Annotated in this window: 16 protein-coding genes; 6 read left to right on the top strand and 10 right to left on the bottom strand. The window is 69.9% G+C overall.

Annotation, left to right across the window (positions count from 1 at the left end):
* Window positions 1-11: 11 nt before the first annotated feature.
* Together ACQBAU_RS14370 and ACQBAU_RS14365 are read right to left on the bottom strand one after the other, a co-directional pair.
* Entirely contained in the window at window positions 12-1,403 is a 1,392-nt protein-coding gene (locus ACQBAU_RS14370) for an FAD-binding oxidoreductase (RefSeq protein ID WP_465256007.1), read from the bottom strand.
* Window positions 1,400-2,341 (bottom strand): decaprenyl-phosphate phosphoribosyltransferase, encoded by a 942-nt coding sequence (locus tag ACQBAU_RS14365; RefSeq protein ID WP_465256006.1) that lies wholly within the window; start codon window positions 2,339-2,341, stop codon window positions 1,400-1,402. Before ACQBAU_RS14365 ends, ACQBAU_RS14370 begins: the two co-directional genes overlap by 4 nt.
* Window positions 2,342-2,404: 63 nt before the next feature.
* On the opposite strand from ACQBAU_RS14365, the gene ACQBAU_RS14360 reads away from it, so the two are divergent.
* Window positions 2,405-2,896, top strand: coding sequence for a hypothetical protein (locus ACQBAU_RS14360; RefSeq protein WP_434548367.1), 492 nt, complete (start codon window positions 2,405-2,407; stop codon window positions 2,894-2,896).
* Window positions 2,897-2,932: 36 nt separating this feature from the next.
* Here the strand turns inward: ACQBAU_RS14360 and serB are convergent, their stop codons facing one another.
* From serB to ACQBAU_RS14345, 3 genes are read right to left on the bottom strand one after another with little or no spacing between them, the layout of a single operon-like run.
* Window positions 2,933-3,619: a phosphoserine phosphatase SerB gene (gene serB, locus ACQBAU_RS14355; protein ID WP_434548368.1), complete on the bottom strand. Its 687-nt coding sequence runs from the start codon at window positions 3,617-3,619 to the stop codon at window positions 2,933-2,935.
* Between the two features lie 59 nt (window positions 3,620-3,678).
* Window positions 3,679-4,281: an SRPBCC family protein gene (locus tag ACQBAU_RS14350; protein ID WP_434548370.1), complete on the bottom strand. Its 603-nt coding sequence runs from the start codon at window positions 4,279-4,281 to the stop codon at window positions 3,679-3,681.
* Between the two features lie 9 nt (window positions 4,282-4,290).
* Window positions 4,291-4,932, bottom strand: a complete 642-nt coding sequence (locus ACQBAU_RS14345) for a Maf family protein (protein WP_434548371.1) — start codon at window positions 4,930-4,932, stop codon at window positions 4,291-4,293.
* Window positions 4,933-5,294: 362 nt separating this feature from the next.
* On the opposite strand from ACQBAU_RS14345, the gene ACQBAU_RS14340 reads away from it, so the two are divergent.
* From ACQBAU_RS14340 to metW, 3 genes are read left to right on the top strand one after another with little or no spacing between them, the layout of a single operon-like run.
* Window positions 5,295-6,578, top strand: a complete 1,284-nt coding sequence (locus ACQBAU_RS14340; protein ID WP_465256005.1) for an O-acetylhomoserine aminocarboxypropyltransferase/cysteine synthase family protein — start codon at window positions 5,295-5,297, stop codon at window positions 6,576-6,578.
* Complete coding sequence (gene metX / locus ACQBAU_RS14335; RefSeq protein WP_434548373.1) at window positions 6,575-7,708, top strand: homoserine O-acetyltransferase MetX; 1,134 nt, start codon at window positions 6,575-6,577, stop codon at window positions 7,706-7,708. Before ACQBAU_RS14340 ends, metX begins: the two co-directional genes overlap by 4 nt.
* The gene (gene metW / locus ACQBAU_RS14330) at window positions 7,705-8,310 is read left to right on the top strand and encodes a methionine biosynthesis protein MetW (protein ID WP_434548374.1); all 606 of its coding nucleotides are present in this window, start codon (window positions 7,705-7,707) and stop codon (window positions 8,308-8,310) included. Before metX ends, metW begins: the two co-directional genes overlap by 4 nt.
* Window positions 8,311-8,382: 72 nt before the next feature.
* Here metW and ACQBAU_RS14325 read toward each other — a convergent pair whose 3' ends face one another.
* Both ACQBAU_RS14325 and ACQBAU_RS14320 read right to left on the bottom strand, forming a co-directional pair.
* On the bottom strand, window positions 8,383-9,042 hold the full coding sequence (locus ACQBAU_RS14325) for a response regulator transcription factor (RefSeq protein ID WP_434548375.1): 660 nt from the start codon (window positions 9,040-9,042) through the stop codon (window positions 8,383-8,385).
* Window positions 8,979-10,283, bottom strand: coding sequence for a sensor histidine kinase (locus ACQBAU_RS14320; protein ID WP_465256003.1), 1,305 nt, complete (start codon window positions 10,281-10,283; stop codon window positions 8,979-8,981). Before ACQBAU_RS14320 ends, ACQBAU_RS14325 begins: the two co-directional genes overlap by 64 nt.
* Before the next feature lie 109 nt (window positions 10,284-10,392).
* Between ACQBAU_RS14320 and ACQBAU_RS14315 the strand changes: the two genes are divergently transcribed.
* The gene (locus ACQBAU_RS14315) at window positions 10,393-11,475 is read left to right on the top strand and encodes a fatty acid desaturase family protein (protein ID WP_465256002.1); all 1,083 of its coding nucleotides are present in this window, start codon (window positions 10,393-10,395) and stop codon (window positions 11,473-11,475) included.
* Between the two features lie 36 nt (window positions 11,476-11,511).
* Here the strand turns inward: ACQBAU_RS14315 and ACQBAU_RS14310 are convergent, their stop codons facing one another.
* From ACQBAU_RS14310 to ACQBAU_RS14300, 3 genes are all read right to left on the bottom strand, one after another.
* Complete coding sequence (locus ACQBAU_RS14310; RefSeq protein WP_434548379.1) at window positions 11,512-11,748, bottom strand: acyl-CoA carboxylase subunit epsilon; 237 nt, start codon at window positions 11,746-11,748, stop codon at window positions 11,512-11,514.
* Window positions 11,745-13,331, bottom strand: a complete 1,587-nt coding sequence (locus tag ACQBAU_RS14305) for an acyl-CoA carboxylase subunit beta (protein WP_434548380.1) — start codon at window positions 13,329-13,331, stop codon at window positions 11,745-11,747. Before ACQBAU_RS14305 ends, ACQBAU_RS14310 begins: the two co-directional genes overlap by 4 nt.
* Before the next feature lie 64 nt (window positions 13,332-13,395).
* Window positions 13,396-17,514: a heparinase II/III domain-containing protein gene (locus ACQBAU_RS14300; RefSeq protein ID WP_465256001.1), complete on the bottom strand. Its 4,119-nt coding sequence runs from the start codon at window positions 17,512-17,514 to the stop codon at window positions 13,396-13,398.
* 276 nt (window positions 17,515-17,790) lie between these two features.
* Here ACQBAU_RS14300 and ACQBAU_RS14295 point away from each other — a divergent pair, with 276 nt between their 5' ends.
* Window positions 17,791-19,197: a dihydrolipoyl dehydrogenase family protein gene (locus ACQBAU_RS14295; RefSeq protein ID WP_465256000.1), complete on the top strand. Its 1,407-nt coding sequence runs from the start codon at window positions 17,791-17,793 to the stop codon at window positions 19,195-19,197.
* Window positions 19,198-19,222: the final 25 nt, after the last annotated feature.

The raw sequence follows: 19,222 nt of genomic DNA, 5'->3' as shown, positions 1-19,222 counted from the left end.
GGGTGCCATGATCAGATCTCGAGCCGGCGGGCCATGTCGGAGGTGAACAGACCCGTCGGGTCGACCCGTCGGCGGACCTCCCGGAACTCCGGCAACCGTGGGTACATCGTCGCGAAGTCGGCGGCCGCCATGCGGGAGTCCTTGGCCAGATAGAGCCGTCCGCCGGCACCGAGCACCTCGGCGTCGAGCTCGGCGCACAACGTGTCCAGCCCGTCCTTGATCGAGAAGTCGGCGGTCAACGTCCAGCCGGGCGTCGGGAACGACAGTGGTGCCCGGTTGCCCTCGCCGAACCGCTTCAGCACGTTCAGGCACGAGTAGTGCTCCGAGGAGGTGATCAACTCCAGGCACCGCCGGAACACGTCCTCGGCGCCGAAGGGCACCACGAACTGGTACTGCAGGAAGCCGGCCGGCCCGTACACCCGGTTCCAGTCCTGGGCGACGTCGAGCGGGTGGAAGAACTGGGTGATGTTCTGGATCTCGCCGCGTCGGCGTCGAGGTGCCTTGCGGAACCAGAACTCGCTGAACACCCTGGCGGTCAACGCATTGACCATCCCGTTGGGGAAGACCGGCGGCACCGTGCCGAAGCTCGGCGCGGAGAACTTCAGCGGGTTGCGTGCCAGCTTCTCCGGCAGCTCCTCCAGCGTGGCCTTGTTGCCCAGCGTGAGCACCGCACGTCCCATGTGCTCACCGCTGGTGACCGCGTCGAACCAGGCCACCGAATAGGTGTAGTCGTCGTCGCGTGCGCTCATCTGCGTCATCAGGTCGTCGATCCCGTCGACCTGGTCGGTGTCGACCGAGAAGTACGCGGTCGTCACCCGCTGCACCGCGACGGTCGCCCGCAGCACCAAGCCGGTCAGGCCCATCCCGCCGATGGTCGCCCAGAACAGCTCGGAGTCCGGCCCGTCCGGGGTGAGGCGACTGACCTCCCCGTCGGCGGTGAGCAGGTCGATGCTGCGTACGTGGTTGCCGAAGGACCCCTGCGTGTGGTGGTTCTTGCCGTGCACGTCGGCGCCGATCGCACCACCGATGGTGACCTGCCGAGTGCCCGGCAGCACCGGGATCCACAACCCGAACGGCAACAGCACCTTCATCAACGTGTCGAGGCTGACCCCGGCCTGGACGTCCACCGTCGGCTCGTCCGCCTCGGCGTCGACCGACAAGATCTTGTCGAGCCCGGTGAGCTCGATCGTGGTGCCGCCGGTGTTCTGGGCCGGGTCGCCGTAGCTGCGCCCCAGGCCGCGTGCGGTCAGGCCACGCCCGGGTGAATCGGCCAGTTCGCGTACGAGGGCGATCGCCTCGTCCGGGGTCCGGGGACGTACGACATCGGATCGGGACGCCATGGTCAGGCCCCAACCGGTCAGTCGGCGACCCTCGGTGGCGGGGACGGCGTCGAAACGGCTCATGGGACGAAGACTGCCACGGCGACCAACACCAACCAGATCAGGCCGAGCACCTGCAGCACCCGGTCCGCCATCACGACGTCCTCGGGCTCGCCCGCCTCACCCCGGTCGACCTCGAGGGCGTACTGCAGCAACCCGAGGGTCAGCGGCGCGATCGACAGCGCGGTCCACGGTACGTCCAGCGGGCCCTTGTCGCGGTTCTCGAACGCCCACAGGCAGTACGACATCAGCACCATCGCGGCGGCGGTCATCCACGCGAAGCGGAGGTAGGAGCTGGAGTAGCGCTCCAGTGAGCGCCTCGTACCGGCCTCCGCCCCGAGGGCCACCATCTCGGAGTACCGCTTGCCGGCCACCATGAACAGTGAACCGAACGAGGCGACCAGCAGGAACCACTGGCTCAGCTCGATGTCGGCGGCGACACCGCCGGCGATCGCCCGGAGCAGGAAGCCCGAGGCGACCATGGCCAGGTCGATCACCGGCAGGTGCTTCAGGAAGAACGAGTAGATGATCTGCAGGCCCAGGTAGACCGCCAACGTGATGCCGAGCGGGATCGCGACCACGAACCCGATCGCGAACCCGATCACGCCGGTGATCGCCGCCAGTACCAGGGCCGCCGGGATGGTCAGCTCCCCGGCCGCGATCGGACGATGCCGCTTCTTGGGGTGGAGGCGGTCCTCCTCGACGTCGCGGGCGTCGTTGATCAGGTAGACGGTCGCACTGATCAGGCAGAACGCGACGAAGGCCAGTGCACACCGCACCAGCACCTCGAGGTCGAGCAGCTGTCCCGACGCCAACGGAGCGGCGAAGACGAGCACGTTCTTGACCCACTGCTTGGGGCGCATCGCCCGGAGCGCGGCGGGCAGTCGGTGCTTTCGGGCAGGGACCGGGGACGAGTCCTGGTCCGGCGGCGGGTTGACCGGCGTGTGGCTGGGGCTACTCATGGCAGGTCAGAGCCTATACGTGGACCGTGCCCAACGCCTTGTGGCGCGGGCTACCGTGTCCGGGTGCAATCTGAGAGCGGGGTCGGTCGCCGACGCCATGTCGGCCGACGCACCGTGTTGGTCGCGGCCGGTTCGTTGCTCGGCGGAAGTGGCGCGTTGTTGGCGGGGTGTTCGGCCGGTGCGCCGCCGCAACCACCACCGGTCACCCCGACGGCTGCGGTGTCGATCCCTGCCGGCGGTGTCACCTTGGCGAAGCTCGGGTTCAGCCACGGTCCGGTGGGGCAGTGGTCCCTGCCCGCGTCGGTGACACTGGGACGCCGCATCGACCAGCCCAACCAGCTCACCTTCGAGGTGCTGTCGCCGCCGCCTGCCGAGGTGCTGGCCTACCTGGTGGACGCCCTGCCGAGGGCTGGGTTCACCGTCACCGGGGTACGGCTGGAGGCGCCCGGTCACGCGCTGCTGGCCACCGGCCACGGTTGGCGGGGGAGCGTCGTCGCGGTGGAGCCGCCGGCCGGGGCGCCGTCGACCATGGTGACCCTGCAACAACTCGACTGAACGCCGGACCGCGTGGTGGGCCTCACGGTCCGGGCCTCACAGGCCCAGCAGCGGCAGCACGTGACGTAGGTCGGGCTCGTCGATCACCACGTCGGCCACTGCGCGGAGTGCGGGCTTGGCGCAGAACGCGACGCCGAGGGCGGCGGCAGCGACCATCTCGCTGTCGTTGGCGCCGTCGCCCACCGCCACCGTTCGGCTCATCGGTACGCCTTCGGCCGCGGCCAGCTCGCGGACCAGCCGAGCCTTCGTACCGGGGCCGACGACCTCGCCGACCACCTGACCGGTGAGCCGGCCGTCGACGATCTCGAGCTCGTTGGCGTACGCGTGGTCGATGCCGAGCTCCCGGCGGAACCGGTCGGTGAAGTGGGTGAAGCCGCCGCTCACGATCGCCGTCGCGTGGCCGGCCGCGCGCAGGGCCGACATCAGCTCGGCTGCGCCGGAGGTGTACGTCACCCGGGCGTCGGCGCGGCCGAGGGCGGCCACGTCGAGCCCGGCGAGCAGCCGGACCCGGGCCCGCAGGGACTGTTCGAAGTCGAGCTCCCCGGCCATGGCGCGGGCGGTGACGTCGGCGACCTCGGTGCCGCAGCCGGCCTCGTCGGCCAGCAGGTCGATCACCTCGTTGCGGATCAACGTCGAGTCGACGTCGGTCAGCAACAGCAGTCGGCCCTCCGGTAGGCGTGAATCGGTGGAGTCGGGCGAGCTGGTGGCGTCGCGGTCGGTCACGGGCACATCGTAGAAGTGCCAGCGCAGTTGCGGGTGCGCCTTCCGCCGGGGCGGTCGGGTCACGCCTCGGCCGGGGGCGGGGCAGGCGTGGCCTCGGGTGCCGCCGGCTCGGCGGCGGCCTGGCTGGTCAGCTGCTGCAACATGCCCAGGGCGCCGATCCAGGCCATGGACGAGGCCGCGTACGCGTCGCGGCCGTTGGTGATCTCGGTGAACCCGCTCTCCCGCACGGTCAGCGTGGTGTGGGCGGGGTCGTCGGCCGGCTCGACCTTGAACTGGACCAAGGTGCTGTCGCATCCCTCGGGATCGACGTTGACACCCTGGGCCAGCCGGTAGTCGAGCCGCTGCGGGGCGGCGGCCCGGAGGATCCGGCCGTGGAACTTGGTGTCGGGTTCCCACCACAACTTGATCAGCGAACCCTCGGTCGGTTCGATCTCGGCACCACCGCCGACCGTGTACCAGGCCGATATCCCGATCGGGGTGGTCAGCAGCTGCCAGGTGGTCCGCTGGTCGATCGGCAGGGTCGCCGACTGCTCGACGACCGGGCCGGTGAGTACGTGGCCGCCGCCAGGTGTGGGGGCTGCGGACGCGGTGCCATCGGGCTCGGCACCATCGGTCGACGGCGGGAGGTCGGTCCGGGACGCGGGCTCAGGGGTGATGGGCACCACACAACTCTAGGGCCTCCACAGGTCATGCCAGCTGACGTCGAGGCTCGCCAGCAACCGACGCAACAGCGGCAGGGAGATGCCGACGACATTGTGCGGATCGCCCTCGATGCCGGCCACGAAAGCGCCGCCGTACCCGTCCAGGGTGAACGCGCCGGCCACCTCCAGCGGCTCACCGGTGGCCACGTACGCGGCGATCTCGTCGTCGGTGATCTCGGCGAAGTGGACGGTGGTGGAGCCGGTGGCGCCGACCTCGGTCGTGGCGGCCCGTCCTGCACTCGGGTGGGCGCCGGGATCGGCCTCGCGACGGATCACGTGGTGGCCGGTGTGGAGGACACCGGAGCGGCCACGCATCGCCTGCCAACGACGGGCCGCGACCTCGGGCGATCCGGGCTTGCCGTGGATCTCGCCCGCCAGTTCGAGCACCGAGTCACACCCGACGATCAGCTCGACCCCGCCGGTCGGGGCGTCACGGGCGGCCGCGACCGCCCGCGACTTGCGGGTGGCGAGTTCGAGGGCCACGTCGGCCGGAGTCGACGCGGTCGGGTCGTCCTCGCTGACCCCCGAGACCACCACCTCGGGGTGCAGCCCGGCCGCACGGAGGGTCTTGAGCCGGGCCGGGGAACGCGATGCCAGAACCAGGGTGATCACGACGAGGACCCTAACGGCACCAGGTGCACGCCGTGGCACACGTTCCCGCGCTCGGCCGCCGCGGCACCATCGGGCGGCGGATCGGGGGCTCGCCCGTGAAGAAGGGCGTCTGAGCGACACACGCGACGCATACGTCCAGCTGTGTCGCTGTGGCGCCCCTTTGTCCCGAGCGGGGCCATCTCGAGCGGGCCGTCGGGTGCCAGCTGTCCTCAGGGAGGCGAACGGCAGGTCCCGCTGCCGAGACGGCGTCTCGACTTATGAGAAGCCGAGCGCTGTCGCCTGCGTCCGGTGGACCATCGGAGACGGGCCACATCGGCCCGGCGCGGATCGGGTGACCTCCGCGCAACCGAGGGAGGAAGCGCATGACTCGTCGACCGGAGACCCAAGCCGTCCACGCCGGCCAGGAGGAGGCGGATTCGGCGACGAATTCGCGCGCCGTCCCGATCTACCAGACCACCTCGTACGTCTTCAACGACACCGAGCACGCCGCGAACCTGTTCGCGCTCGCCGAGCCCGGCAACATCTACACCCGCATCATGAACCCGACGCAGAACACGTTCGAGGAGCGGATGACCGCCCTCGAAGGGGGTGTCGGTTCGCTCGCGGTGGCCTCCGGGTCGGCGGCGACGACGTACGCGGTGCTCACCCTCGCCGGTACCGGCGACAACATCGTGGCGCTGTCGAGCCTGTACGGCGGCACGTACGCGCTGTTCGCGCACACCCTCCCGCAGTTCGGCGTCGAGGTGCGCTTCGTCGATCCCGACGACCCCACTGCACTGGCCGCCCTGGTCGACGACCGAACCAAGCTGGTCTTCGGTGAGACCATCGGCAACCCGCGGATGAACGTGATCGACATCGACGCGTGGGGTGAGGCGGCCCACGCCCAAGGCCTGCCGTTCATCGTCGACAACACCTCCGCCACCCCGTACCTGTGCCGCCCGTTCGAGCACAACGCCGACATCACGGTGCACGCGGCGACCAAGTACATCGGTGGCCACGGCACCTCGATCGGTGGCGTGATCGTCGACTCCGGCCAGTTCGACTGGACCAAGCACCCGGAGCGGTTCGCCAACCTGACCGGCCCCGACGCGGCCTACCACGGTGTGGTGTGGACCGATGCGGTCGGCCCGGCCGCGTTCATCACCCGTGCCCGGACGATCATGCTCCGCAACACCGGTGCCGCGATCGCGCCGCTCAACTCGTGGCTCTTCCTGCAGGGGTTGGAAACCCTCCACCTGCGGATGGAGCGCCACAGCGAGAACGCGCTCAAGGTGGCGGAACACCTGCTCGGCCACGAGAAGGTGTCGTGGGTCAACTACCCGGGCCTGCCGGACAACCCGTCCAAGGCCGTCGCCGACCGGGTGTTCACCGGACACGGCTACTCGGGCCTGCTCAGCTTCGGTGTCAAGGGTGGTCGCGAGTCGGGCCGTACCTTCATCGAGTCGCTGGAGCTGTTCTCCCACCTGGCCAACATCGGCGACGCCAAGTCGCTGGCCATCCACAACGCCACCACCACCCACTCGCAGCTGACCCCCGAGGAGCTGGAGTCGGCCGGCGTGCCGGAGGACCTGGTCCGCCTGTCGATCGGGATCGAGGCCGTCGAGGACATCATCGCCGACCTCGAGCAGGCGCTGGCCAAGGTGTGAGGACACTGACGAGAACCCCTGTCCCCGAAGGGACACAGCTCGTCGAGTTGTTCACCGCCCAGGCACCGCTGCAGCTGGCCGGCGGTGCCACACTCGGTCCGGTCCAGGTCGCGTACGAGACCTACGGCACGTTGGCCGAGGACGGGTCGAACGCGATCTTCATCTGCCATGCGTTGACCGGTGACGCCCATGCCTCCGGCGTCGACCCCCAGACCGGCCGGGCCGGCTGGTGGGACACCCTCATCGGCCCGGGGAAGGCGATCGACACCGACCGGTTCTTCGTGATCTGTCCCAACCTGGTGGGCGGGTGCCAGGGCTCGACCGGTCCGTCGTCGGTCGACCCGACGACCGGCGTGCCGTACGGGATGACGTTCCCGCTGTTGCAGATGAGCGACTTCGTCACCGTCCACCGGGCACTGCTTGATCATCTGGGGGTACGTAGGCTGCGGGCGGCCGTCGGTGGCTCGCTCGGCGGGATGCAGGTGCTGCAGTGGGCGACCGACTTCCCCGAGCAACTCGACCAGGCGGTCGTGATCGCCGCGTCCAGCCGGCTGACGGCGCAGAACATCGCGTTCTCGGCCGTGGCCCGGCAGGCGATCCTGCGTGACCCGCAGTTCGCCGACGGCCACTACCTCGAGCATTCCGACGGCCCGCGGACCGGGATGGCGATCGCCCGGATGATGGCCCACATCACCTATCTGTCCGAGCAGGGGCTGGCGGAGAAGTTCGGCCGCCGGTTCCAGGCCGAGGAGTCGATCGGGGGGTTCGGGGTCGACTTCGCGGTGGAGAGCTACCTTGATCATCAGGGCTCGGTTTTCCTTGATCGCTTCGACGCGTTGAGCTATCTGTACCTGACCCGGGTGATGGACTACTTCGACCCGTTCGCCGATGCGGCTGCCGCGGAACGGATCGCCGCGGCCGGCACCCGATGTCTGGTGATCAGCTTCGACTCCGACTGGCGCTTCGACACCAGCCACTCCCGCCGCATCGTGCGCGCCCTGCTCGATGGCGGGGTGGACGTCAGCTTCCGTGAGATCAACTCGCCGTGGGGGCACGACTCGTTCCTGCTGACCATTCCGGACTACCACCGCACCGTGGCGGCCTTCCTCAGCCAGGCGGATGCGGCATGAGGGCGGACCTGCGGGTGATCGGCACCATGGTCGACCAGGGTGCCCGCGTCCTCGACCTGGGCTGCGGCAACGGCGAACTGCTGCTCCACCTGGCACGGGAACGCGGCTGCCGCGGTGTCGGGGTCGACGTCGACCCTGATCAGGTGGTCGCCGCCATCGGGCGGGGGGTTTCGGTGGTCGAGCTCGACATCGACGACCAGCTCTCCGAGTTCGGTGACGACTCCTTCGACGTGGTGGTCTTGTCGCAGACCCTGCAGGCGACCCGACGGCCGGACGAGACCATCGCCGAGATGATGCGGATCGCCCCGTGTGCGGTGGTGTCGGTGCCGAACTTCGGATGGTGGCGGCACCGGCTCGAGCTGGGACTGCGCGGCCGGATGCCGGTGTCGAAGGCGCTGCCGAACCCGTGGTACAGCACCCCCAACATCCACCTGGCCACCCTGTCCGACATGGCCGACCTGTTCGTCGCCGCCGGTGTGGAGGTGCGGCGTCAGGTGCTGCTCACCCACGACGGCCACCCGTCCTCGGTACGTGGGCCGGCCAACCTGCTCGCAGCCGGGTCGGCCTACCTGGTCGGGCGGCCGGGGACAGGTACGGACTGAGGTCTCGGGACCCCTCGACAAGCTCGGGGAGCGTTGTGGTGTGGCGCAGGCCCCTCGACGGGCTCGGGAGCGTCAGCCCTGCTGCTGCAGGTAGGTCAGCACGGCGAGCACCCGGCGGTTGCCGTCGTCGGAGGGTTGCAGTCCGAGCTTGGCGAACATCGATGCCACGTGCTTGCCGACGGCCTTCTCGGTGATCACCATCTGCTGGGCGATGGCGGCGTTGGTGCGCCCGGTCGCCATCAGGCTGAGGGTCTCGCGTTCCCTCGGGCTGAGGGAGTCGATGGCGCTGCGCTGCCGCGACATCAGGCGCTGTACGACTTCCGGATCCATCACCGTCGCGCCACTCGCGACCCGGTGGAGGTCGTCGACGAAGTCGGCGACCTTGCTGACCCGATCCTTCAGCAGGTAGCCGACGCCGCCGCCGGGCGAGGCGAGCAGTTCCCTTGCGTACAACGGTTCCACGTACTGCGACAACATCAGCACCGGCAGTCCGGGACGCCGCGACCGCGCGGCGATGGCGGCCCGGAGACCCTCGTCGGTGCCGGTGGGAGGCAGCCGGATGTCGAGCACGGCGACGTCGAAGCCGTCACCGGACAGGGCCCGCTCGAGGCTGGGCCCGTCGGCGACGGCTTCGGTGACGGTGACGCCGTTCAACTCCAGGAGCTGGATCAGCCCCTCGCGGAGGAGGGTGTGGTCTTCGGCGACGAGTGCTCGGATGCCGGGGTCTCGCAAGGCACCTCCATGGAGATCGTGGTCGGTCCGCCGACCGGACTGTCGATCTGGAGGCTACCGTCGAACGCCCGCAGTCGTCGCTCCAGCCCCGTCAGGCCCGACCCACCGGCCGGCTCCGCGCCACCCCGACCGTTGTCGGAGACCGTGGCGACCAGGCGATCGTTCCGGCGGACCAGGGTGACCGTCGCCCTGGTGGCACCGGAGTGCTTGACCACGTTGGCCAGGGACTCCGCGATGCCGAAGTAGAGGCACGACTCGACCGGGGCGTCGAACCGGATCGGCTCCCCGTCGGGGTGGGTACAGCCGGTGACGGTGAACGAGACCGGGACGCTCACGTCCAGCGTGAGTGCCTCCACCGCGCCGACCAGACCACGATCGGCCAGCACCGGCGGGTGGATGCCGCGGACCAGGGAGCGCAGGTCCTCCATGGTCCCGGTGGTGGCGGTGGACGCCTCGGCCAGCATCGCCCGGGCACGTTCCGGGTCGTCGACCATCAGCTGTTCGATCAGGCCGAGGCTCATCCCGAGGGAGGCCAGCTTCACCTGGACCCCGTCGTGCAGGTCGCGTTCGATACGCCGCAACTCGGCGGCCGCGGAGTCGCGGGTCTCGGCCCGGCTGGAGGACAGACTCGCGACCCGACCGGCCAGCACGGCGGCCCGGGTGGGGGCCAACAACGCCCGGGCCATGTGGGCCCACGCCTTCATCAGCGCCGGGGTGGTGGCCCACCACAGGCCGAACACGAGCGCGGCCAGCGGCCACATGAAGAACCCGTGCGTCCAGTGGCTGAGGTGGACCAGGCCGCCGAACGGGTCGTCGAAGATCCCGGGCGGGGTGAGGTACAGCAGCAGCGGCTGCGCCAGGTAGAACAGGGTGCCGGCGGCGAACGTCAGCACCAGCACGGCGATGGTGAACCCGGCCGTGCACGACACCAGCAGCCACAGCAGGTCACGCCAGGTTGCCGGGTCGGTGAGCCAGATCCGGACCCGGCCGAAGAAGCCGGTCCCGGCCGGCACCGCACGGTAGGGGCGGGCGACCGGCTCGCCGAGGATCGAGCCGGCCAACCAGCGGCCGCCGTTGGACCAGGCTCGGGTGAGCAGCGTCGAACCGAGGAACATCGGGATGCCGACCCACGCCACGAACAGGGGGATCGACACCACCGACAGGATGAAGGGGACCAGTCCGATCATCGTCACCACGGTGAGGACGAGACTGGCGAGGGTGAGCATTCCGCGTCGGGCCATGGATTCAGTCTGGCCCACCGGCGACGGATGCACAGGGGTGCTGGACCCCATTGTGGTTCGGGTGCTGCGACCAGTGCGCTCGCAGACACCAGCCGGGAGCGTGGAGGCCATGACCACAACCCTCCCTCCCACCACACCCCTCCCTCCCACCACACCCCTTCCTCCCGCCACGACATCTCCACCCACGCCCGATCCGGGCCGGACTCCTCGCAGCGACTTCGGTCCTCTCGCCAAGCGGGTACGCGCCGCCGGCCTGCTGGAGCCGCGTCCCGACTTCTACGTCAGCTCGGCCCTGCTGAGCTTCGGCCTGGTGTGGCTGAGCGTCCTGTTGTTGATCACCCTGCAGGGTACGGCGTGGGCGCTGCTGGTGGCGCCGCTCGTCGCGGTCGCCTCGGCACAGTTGGCCTACCTGGGGCACGACATCGGCCACCACCAGGTGATCCGGGGAGCCCGCTGGCGCTGGCTGGCCGGGGCGACGTTGGCCAACCTGGTGACCGGGCTGAGCTACGGCTGGTGGAACGACAAGCACAACCGGCACCACGCCAGCCCCAACGTCGACGGCAGCGATCCCGACGTCGCCGACGGGATCATCGCCTGGTCGGACCGGCAGGCGGCCCGGCGCACCGGCTTCGGTCGCTGGTTCGCCCGGCACCAGGCCAAGTTCTTCCTTCCCCTGTTGACGTTGACGGGGATCGGTCTGCGCGTTGCCAGCCTGCAGAACCTGCGGGACCGTACCGGATGGAAGCGGGTCGCCGAAGCCGTGATGCTGCTCGGTCACATCGTGATCACCTTCGGTTTCCTCAGCTGGATCGGCGGCTGGGTGTTCGCGGTGCAGTTCCTGGTGATCATGAACCTGTGCTGGGGATTCATCATGGGGATGGCGTTCGCGCCGAACCACAAGGGAATGCTGGCACCCGAGCCCGAGGAGCGGCTCGACCACCTGCGCAAGCAGGTGCTCACCTCCCGCAACCTGGTCGGTGGCCGGTTCGTCGACTGGTGGTACGGCGGCCTCAACTACCAGATCGAACACCACCTGTTCCCGAGCATGCCGCGCCCGAACCTGCCGGCCGCCCGTCACATCGTGAAGGACCACTGCCGCAAGGTGGGGCTGCCGTACCACGAGGTCGGTCTGCTCGACTCGTACCGCGAGATCCTCGGTCACCTCGACCACGTCGGCGGTGCCGCTCGGTGACGACCGACGCGTTCGGCCGGCGTCGTCGGCTCCGGGTCAGCGGGCCGACAACCGCCACAGGCCGGGCCCGTGCTGCGGTGTTGCGCCCATGCGTCGCCAGTGCGCGGCCCAGCCGTTCACCGCCGTCTCGTCGGGTGTCGGCGTCCGCGACCCGGACCGACGGGTGACCGCGGCGAGCACGGCGGTGATCGCGGCAAGCTCCTCGTCGGTCGGGTTGCCCCGGACGACCTGGAGGGCGGGCGCGTCGAGGTTCTGGGGCTCGTTGCCGTTCACAGCGGGATGTTCCCGTGCTTCTTCGGCGGCAGCACCTCGCGCTTGGTGTGCAGCAACCGCAACGCCCGGACGATCTCGCTGCGCGTCTGGTGGGGTTGCACCACGCGGTCGACGTAGCCCCGTTCGGCAGCGACATAGGGATTCGCGAGCTCGTCCTCGTACTCGGTGATCAACTCGGCGCGGCGGGTGTCGGGATCATCGCTGGCGGCAAGTTCCTTGCGGTGCAGGATGTTGACCGCCCCCTGGGCGCCCATCACCGCGATCGAGGCGGTGGGCCAGGCGAGGTTGATGTCGGCGCCGAGGTGCTTGGACCCCATCACGTCGTACGCCCCGCCGTACGCCTTGCGGGTGATCACCGTCACCAGTGGGACCGTCGCCTCCGCGTACGCGTAGATCAACTTCGCGCCACGTCGGATGATGCCGTTCCACTCCTGGTCGGTGCCGGGCAGGAACCCCGGGACGTCGACGAAGGTCAGCACCGGCACGTTGAACGCATCACAGGTCCGGACGAACCGGGCAGCCTTCTCGGAGGCGTGGATGTCGAGGCAGCCGCCCAGGTGCAGCGGTTGGTTCGCCACCACACCGACGCTGCGGCCCTCCACCCGGCCGAACCCGCACACGATGTTGGGGGCGAACAGTTCGTGCACCTCACAGAAGTCCTCGTCGTCGAGGACGTGGCGGACCACATCGGCCATGTCGTAGGGCTGGTTCGGCGAATCGGGCACGGCCGTGTCGAGTTCGCGGTCCCGGTCGGTCACCGCCAGCGGGTCGTCGAGCTCTGCTTCGTAGACCGGCGGGTCGGACTGGTTGTTCTGTGGCAGGTACGACAACAGCAGCTTCACGTACTCGATCGCCTCCTCCTCGTTGCCGGCGAGGTGGTGGGCGTTGCCCGACCGGGTGTTGTGGGTGCGGCCGCCGCCGAGGTCCTCCATCGAGACGTCCTCGCCGGTGACCGTCCTGATCACGTCCGGCCCGGTGATGAACATCTGTGAGGTCTGGTCGACCATCACCACGAAGTCGGTCAGTGCGGGGGAGTAGACGTGGCCGCCGGCCGCCGGCCCCATGATCAACGACAGTTGCGGGATCACCCCGGAGGCGATGGTGTTGCGGCGGAAGATCTCCCCGTACAGGCCGAGCGACACCACCCCCTCCTGGATGCGGGCTCCGCCACCCTCGTTGATCCCGATCAGCGGGCAGCCGGTCCTGATCGCGAGGTCGATGATCTTGACGATCTTCTCGCCGTAGACCTGGCCGAGGCTGCCGCCGAAGACGGTGACGTCCTGGGAGAACACGCACACCTGCCGACCCTCGACGGTGCCGTACCCGGTGACGACACCGTCGCCGTACGGGCGCTTGCTCGCCATGCCGAAGGAGGTCGCCCGGTGCCGAGCCAGCTCGTCGGTCTCGGTGAACGATCCGTCGTCCAGCAGCAGGGCGATCCGCTCCCGGGCGGTCAGCTTGCCCTTGGCGTGCTGCTTCTCCACCGCGGCCGCGGAACCGGCGTGGACCGCTTCGGCGAGTCGGTCCTCGAGATCGGCCAGCTTGCCCGCGGTGGTGTGGATGTCGGGTCCCGGGGACTGCATGGGGCGACGATACCGGTCCGGCCCCGTGCCGAGTCGGTGGTGGTGGGGCCGGACCGTCGGTGCGTCAGCCGGACACGCCGTTCTCGATCCGGAAGGTGGTCTCCCCGGTCCAGGTGGTGAACGGGGTGAACACCATGGCCGAGCTGCCGTCGGCGGCGATGGCGAAGCCGGGATCGATGCCGTCGAGCTCCACGGTGCCTGCGCCGCCGGTGTTGCTGACGGCCTTGATCGGGTAGCCGTGGGTCTTCCCGTCGGGGTGGGTGACCACGATCGTGTGACCGACCACCCAGTCCGGCACCTCGACCGAAGTGACCAGAGCATCGACGTCGTCGCCGGCCAGCGAGCTCAGCGTGCCGGTCACGGTCCCGGCCACCGGCGCGGTCCCGGTGAGCTCCTTGCCCGGTGCGGTCAGCGCACTCCCACCGACCAGGTGGGCCGCGGTGGCCGTACCGCCGACGAGCCGGGCGAAGCCGAGCTTGCCGGTGACGGTGACGCCCTCGGCGGTCACGCTGCCGGCGTCGTCCAAAGACGAGATGATCACGTCGACCGTGCCGTCGGCGTGGGTGACCTTGATCGCCACGTCGTCCTCAGATCCGTTGTGAGCAAGGGATTCGATGCCGGCGATGCGCGATGCGGCCCCCGCCGCGTGCGGCTCGATCGCGGTGATGAAGGTGCTCCTCAGGTCGGTCCCCTCGCGGCGGAGCACCAGCTTCGGCAGCCAGTACTTCACCGCCTCGTCATTGGTGTCGGAGCCGGTGCCGTTGAGCCGGGTCGCCCGCACCGACGGCGCGATGCCGAGGAACAGTTCGGTGTCGTCGCCGGCGAGCCCGAGGACGTGGGCGCCCGACCCCGGCTGCTCGTCGACCGTGGTGGCCAGCGACGCGTCGTACGCCCCGTCGGCCAGGGTCGCCTTCTTGACGTCGCGGACGTAGATGTAGCCGTAGTAGTGGCCCTCGGCACTCCCGTAGTCGTTCTCGGTCTCGGGTTCGGTCACCTCGACGCCGGGCGGCAGCAGGTACGGCCCGTGGTCGGTCAGTTCGGCCGTGGTCGTCCAGGTGGCGTCCCGGTTGGCGTCGCCGTTCAGCGTGAACTCGTGGCGGGAGCCGCCGGCGACCCGGAAGACGTCCAGCAGGTAACCCTCCTCGCGATCGGTGCCGGGGTGCTTGATCGACCACGTCTCGCGGAGGTAGCGGCTGGTCTGCGGGTACGCCGACCCGAACTCGACCCGCATCACCTGCACCGCCTCGTCCACGTGGTAGAACACCTCGACCGAGCCGCCGTCCTTGCCGTCGGAGGACATGTCGTCCTGGTCCACCACGACGGTGTTGTGCGCCAACGTCGAGCCCGTCCACCGGCGGTAGAAGGTGTGGGTGTACCCGATGTCGGGGAACAGTTCCTGGCCCTCGGCGTACACCGCCAGGCTCAACGGGTCCCACTGGTTGTGGCCGTACTTCGGGGTGAACAGCAGGTTCGCCTGCGACGGGTTCGCCGTCTCCGGCGGCTGTGCGTCGTCCCGCTCCGCGCGGGCCGCCTCGTCGAGCAGTGCCAGGCTGACCACGCCCATCTTGAAGCCGCCGGAGGCGTCGGCCTTGCCGAGGCAACGGAAGGTGATCGTGTGGTCCCCGGCGGTCAGGTCGAGCCGGCCCAGGGTGAAGAACTCCGCCACCCCGCTGGAGGTGTCGAAGAAGTCGTGCTCGGTGACCACCGCGTCGTCGACGCTGATCTCGTACCGGCCGTACGTCCCGGCGTGGAACGGCAACAGGTCGAGGTCGTAGTTCCCCGCCTCGGCGGTGAAGGCGAAGCTGACCGATGCGTCGGCGGCCGCCGCCTCCAGCTGCATGGTGCCGCTGTCGGCGAATTCGCGGACCTCGACGCTCTGGTCGGTGATGGTGAGGTCGGGGAACTGCTGGACCACCCCGAACGGACCGGTGGTCGGGATCCGGCCGCGGGAGAGCCGGGCCACCCCACCGGCGCCGAAGATCACCGAACCGGCACCGAAGTCGGGCGAGCCGGCACTCGACGACGCCCAGGTGTCGGCGATCGGCAGCAGCTTGCCGTCGGGATACACCAACACGTTGGGGATCCGGCTGGACGACCCGAGGACGGGCATGTCGTCGAGCAGGTCGAGGTCGTCGAAGCGGTCGCCGGTACGTGGTGAGCTGTAGCCGTCGGCGTCGCTCCAGCCCTTGACCGAGTCGGCGACCCGGAACAGGCCGTTCACCGACTGGTTGTGGTACGAGAGCGTGGTCTCCTTCCAGAAGCCGTCGAACAGGAAGCCGCGGCGCAGGTACTCCCCGGCCCACTCCACGACCTCGTGGGTGTGGCTGGAGTCGCCGAGCCCCTTGCCGATCTGGGCCATCCCGACATAGCTCGGGTAGTCCATGTTGTGGTAGCGCGGGGAGAACGTCCGCCGCCACTCCACCGAGGGGCGGAAGGTGTCGTCAGTGATCAACGCCCGGACGTCGTGCCCGACCTCCTCGCTGAGCACGTCGAGCGCGTCGGTCTGCTCGACGATGGCGAACGCCTGGGCCAGCACGCCGACCGGGCCGAGCTGGGAGGTCGACCAGCGGCCCCAGACCCCACCCCACCAGTGGTTCCGTGGGGTCGACGCCGGCGCGACCGGTCGGCTCAGCCAGGGGTACTCGTTGGTCGGGACCCAACCCTGGAAGACCTGGGCGAACTTGTGCAGCAGGCGGGCCGCCCCGAGCGGGTCGGCCTCGGCCACCGGGAGGAGCTGGTCGTAGACGTACTCCCGCTGCTGGTACCACAGGTGCCCACTGAGGAAGTAGCGCTTGCCCTCGGCGTCCTCGTGGTACGGGTAGCTCACCTGCTCGCCGAGCCGGTTGGTGACCACCAGCTCCTTGTCCTCGGGGTACTGGTCGTTCGGGTACGCGGTGCCGGTCGACTTCGCGATGACCTTGTCGGGCTGGTCGACCGACCAGCTGAACAGGTTCTGCGGGCGCAGCGACGGCCGCTCGGGCACCCCGCAGAAGGTGAAGCCGGTCCGGTCGGGGATCAGCGCCAGCAGGGCGGCCACCTCGGGTGACGCCGGTGCCGGCGTGATGGCGGTGTTGCCGCGGGGCGGGTGCGGCTGGTTCGCCGGAAGTTGATCACCGGCGGTGATCAGGTCCAACCGGTCGAACGTCGCCACCAGCACGGTGTCCTCGCCCGCCCGGGCCCGGGTGCGGATCCGGAGGCCGTACTGGCCCGGGGTCCGGGGTTCGGGGTGCTCCAGCGTGGCGCTCACCCCACCACGGGTGGGCTTCACCGTCGCCTCCAGTGGTGTCCACGCACCGCCCGGTTCGCGCCAGTCGATCGTGGTCGTGTCGGCGACCGCACCGTTGGGCAGGGCATAGGTCAGCCGCTTGTGGGTGTAGTCGACGTAGTCGAGCCGCAGGTCGGTGTCGCGGACCAGCGTCGGCGCACGACGGCCGTCGGCGACGGGCACGATGCGACCCAGGTGGACGGTGGCCGCGCGGTGCTCGTCGACCACGTCGGTCGTCAGCGACCCGGAGCTGGACTGGAAGATGTTGTCGCTGGTCCGGGTGGGCGCGACCGTGGTGACCGGGTTGGTCATGTCGTCGTGGTCGATCACGACGTTGATCGCCACCTCGCGGCCGGCCGGGTCGCCGGTCAGCCCGAGTTCGGCCAGCGGTACGGCGATCTCGCAGGTGACCCGGTCGTCGGCCGTCCGGTGGGCGCTGCGGTGTCCGGTGAGTTCGGTCGTCTCGCCACCCCATGAGGAGAACCTGATGCCGGTGGGGAAGTCACGGACCTTGACCGAGGTCCAGTGGTTGTCGGCGCCGGTGCCGGCCTGCACCAGCAGCGAGACCTGCCTCACCGTCGCCGCGGTCGCGCCGGTGACCTGCACGCCCACGTACAGGGTCGTCTGGTCGTGCACCACGTGGAGTGCGGTCGCAGGGACCGCGGTGAGGTCGTACAGGGTGGTGAAGTCCTGCCAGTGCGGCTCGCCCCAGCGCTCGTCGGCGAGCGTGCCGTCGAGGGTGATCCCGGGCACGGTGTCGGCCACCGCAACCAGGTCGGTGCGGGTGCTCACCCGCGGCGACCGGTCGGTCGGGCCGACGCCGGGAGCGCCCACCGCGCGGGCTGAGGTGGTCCACTCGGCAAGTCCGGCCGCCAGGGCGGCGCCGCTCGCGGCCACCAGGAAGGTACGTCGCTTCATTGCAGTTCAACCTCCACGCGAGATGGGTCGGGGGAGCACCTCGCGAGACGCCACTTCAGTTCGGGCGCCAGTGGTGGTGAATTCTGCCGCCCCGGAACGGCTTTGACCAGACCTCGGTGCAAACGGTCTCATCGCTCAGTCGGTGACCCCGTTCTCCACCCGGAAGGTGGTGGCTGCGGTCGACCTCGCCCGTGCACGGACGACCGTCTCATCCTGGTGCGATCGACGGTGAGGCGACCAAGGTTCTGGCGATGGGTGGTGCCGTTACTGTGAAGCATGACCCAGCAGACGTACGACATCGTGGTGATCGGCGCCGGCCCCGTCGGCGAGAACGTGGCCCAGTACGCCATGGCCGACAGCGGACTCACAGCCGTCCTCGTCGAGGGTGAGCTGATCGGTGGCGAGTGTTCCTACTACGCATGCATGCCGAGCAAGGCGCTGCTCCGCCCCTTGGAGGTCGCCGCGACGGCCGCCGACCTGGCGCCGCTGCCGGCGCCCGCGGTCGACCCGGCGGCACTGCTGGCCCACCGCGACACCTGGGTGTCGAACTACGACGACACCGGGCAGCTGGAGTGGGCCACTTCGGTCGGCATCGACGTCGTCCGCGGGCACGGCCGGCTGGTCGCCGATCGGACGGTCGCGGTGGCGACCGCCGAGGGCGAACGGGTGCTGCAGGCACGTCGGGCGGTGATCCTGGCGACCGGCAGCGAGCCCACGGTCCCCGACGTGTACGCCGACGTCCGACCCTGGGGTTCCCGGGATGCCACCGGGGTCGTCGACGTACCCGGACGGACCGTGATCATCGGCGGCGGCGTGGTGGCCTGCGAGGCCGCGACCTGGCTCAACGGGTTGGGCTCTGAGGTGATCATGGTCGTCCGGGGTGACCGGCTGCTGCCGAGCTGCGAGCCGTTCGCGGCCGAGGCGGTTCGGCAGTCCCTGGTCGAGTCCGGGGTGGACGTCCGCCTGCACACCGACGTCCACGACTGTCACCGCGACGACCCCGCCGACACCGGTCTGGGTCGGATCCATGGTGGCCCGGTCACCCTCGAGACCAGTGACGGCGAACTGTCGGCTGACGAGGTGTTGGTGGCGACCGGCCGGCACCCCCGGCTCGGCGACGCCGGACTGGAGGCAGTCGGATTGACCACGGCCGACATCGTCGAGGATCGGCTCCCGGACTGGTTGTTGGCGGTCGGTGACGCCAGCGGCGATGCACCGCTCACACACTGGGGCAAGTACCGGGCCCGGGTGGTCGGGGACCGGCTGGCGGCCGAGGCCGCGGGACGCGATCCGGCTCCGGTGCCGGAGGTGGTGCCCGTCCCGCAGGTGGTGTTCACCGATCCGCAGGTAGCCACCGTGGGGGAGACCGAGGAGTCGGCGCAGGCGACGCTGGCCGACGTGGTGACCGCTCGGGTGCCGTTCGGCGGGGCGGCCGGTGCCGCACTGCTGCGTGACCATGTGGCAGGCGAGGCGCAGCTGGTGGTCGACCGGCGGACCGGAACCCTGGTCGGGGCGACCTTCTGCGGGCCGGAGGCGGCCGAGCTGGTCCACGCCGCCACCGTCGCGATCGTCGGCCGGGTGCCGGTGCACGTGCTGCGGCATGCGGTGCCGAGCTACCCGACGGCCGCCGAGCTGTGGTTGCGGCTGTTGGAGGAGTTGCCGGTCGAGCTCCGTCACGGTTGACCGGGGCGGCGACGTGAGCACGGGC

Source organism: Carbonicoccus niuqiaonis, assembly GCF_050157065.1.
Classification (GTDB): domain Bacteria; phylum Actinomycetota; class Actinomycetes; order Propionibacteriales; family Propionibacteriaceae; genus Avipropionibacterium.
The sequence above is the reverse complement of the archived record's forward strand: the minus strand, read 5'-3'. Positions and strand labels throughout refer to the sequence as shown.

Coding starts and splice junctions, on each gene's coding strand:
- ACQBAU_RS14295 (WP_465256000.1), top strand. CDS start 17,791: ATGACCCAGCAGACGTACGACATCGTGGTGATCGGCGCCGGCCCCGTC.
- ACQBAU_RS14320 (WP_465256003.1), bottom strand. CDS start 10,283: ATGGCCCGACGCGGAATGCTCACCCTCGCCAGTCTCGTCCTCACCGTG.
- metW (WP_434548374.1), top strand. CDS start 7,705: ATGAGGGCGGACCTGCGGGTGATCGGCACCATGGTCGACCAGGGTGCC.
- ACQBAU_RS14300 (WP_465256001.1), bottom strand. CDS start 17,514: ATGAAGCGACGTACCTTCCTGGTGGCCGCGAGCGGCGCCGCCCTGGCG.
- ACQBAU_RS14370 (WP_465256007.1), bottom strand. CDS start 1,403: ATGAGCCGTTTCGACGCCGTCCCCGCCACCGAGGGTCGCCGACTGACC.
- ACQBAU_RS14305 (WP_434548380.1), bottom strand. CDS start 13,331: ATGCAGTCCCCGGGACCCGACATCCACACCACCGCGGGCAAGCTGGCC.
- ACQBAU_RS14315 (WP_465256002.1), top strand. CDS start 10,393: ATGACCACAACCCTCCCTCCCACCACACCCCTCCCTCCCACCACACCC.
- ACQBAU_RS14340 (WP_465256005.1), top strand. CDS start 5,295: ATGACTCGTCGACCGGAGACCCAAGCCGTCCACGCCGGCCAGGAGGAG.
- ACQBAU_RS14365 (WP_465256006.1), bottom strand. CDS start 2,341: ATGAGTAGCCCCAGCCACACGCCGGTCAACCCGCCGCCGGACCAGGAC.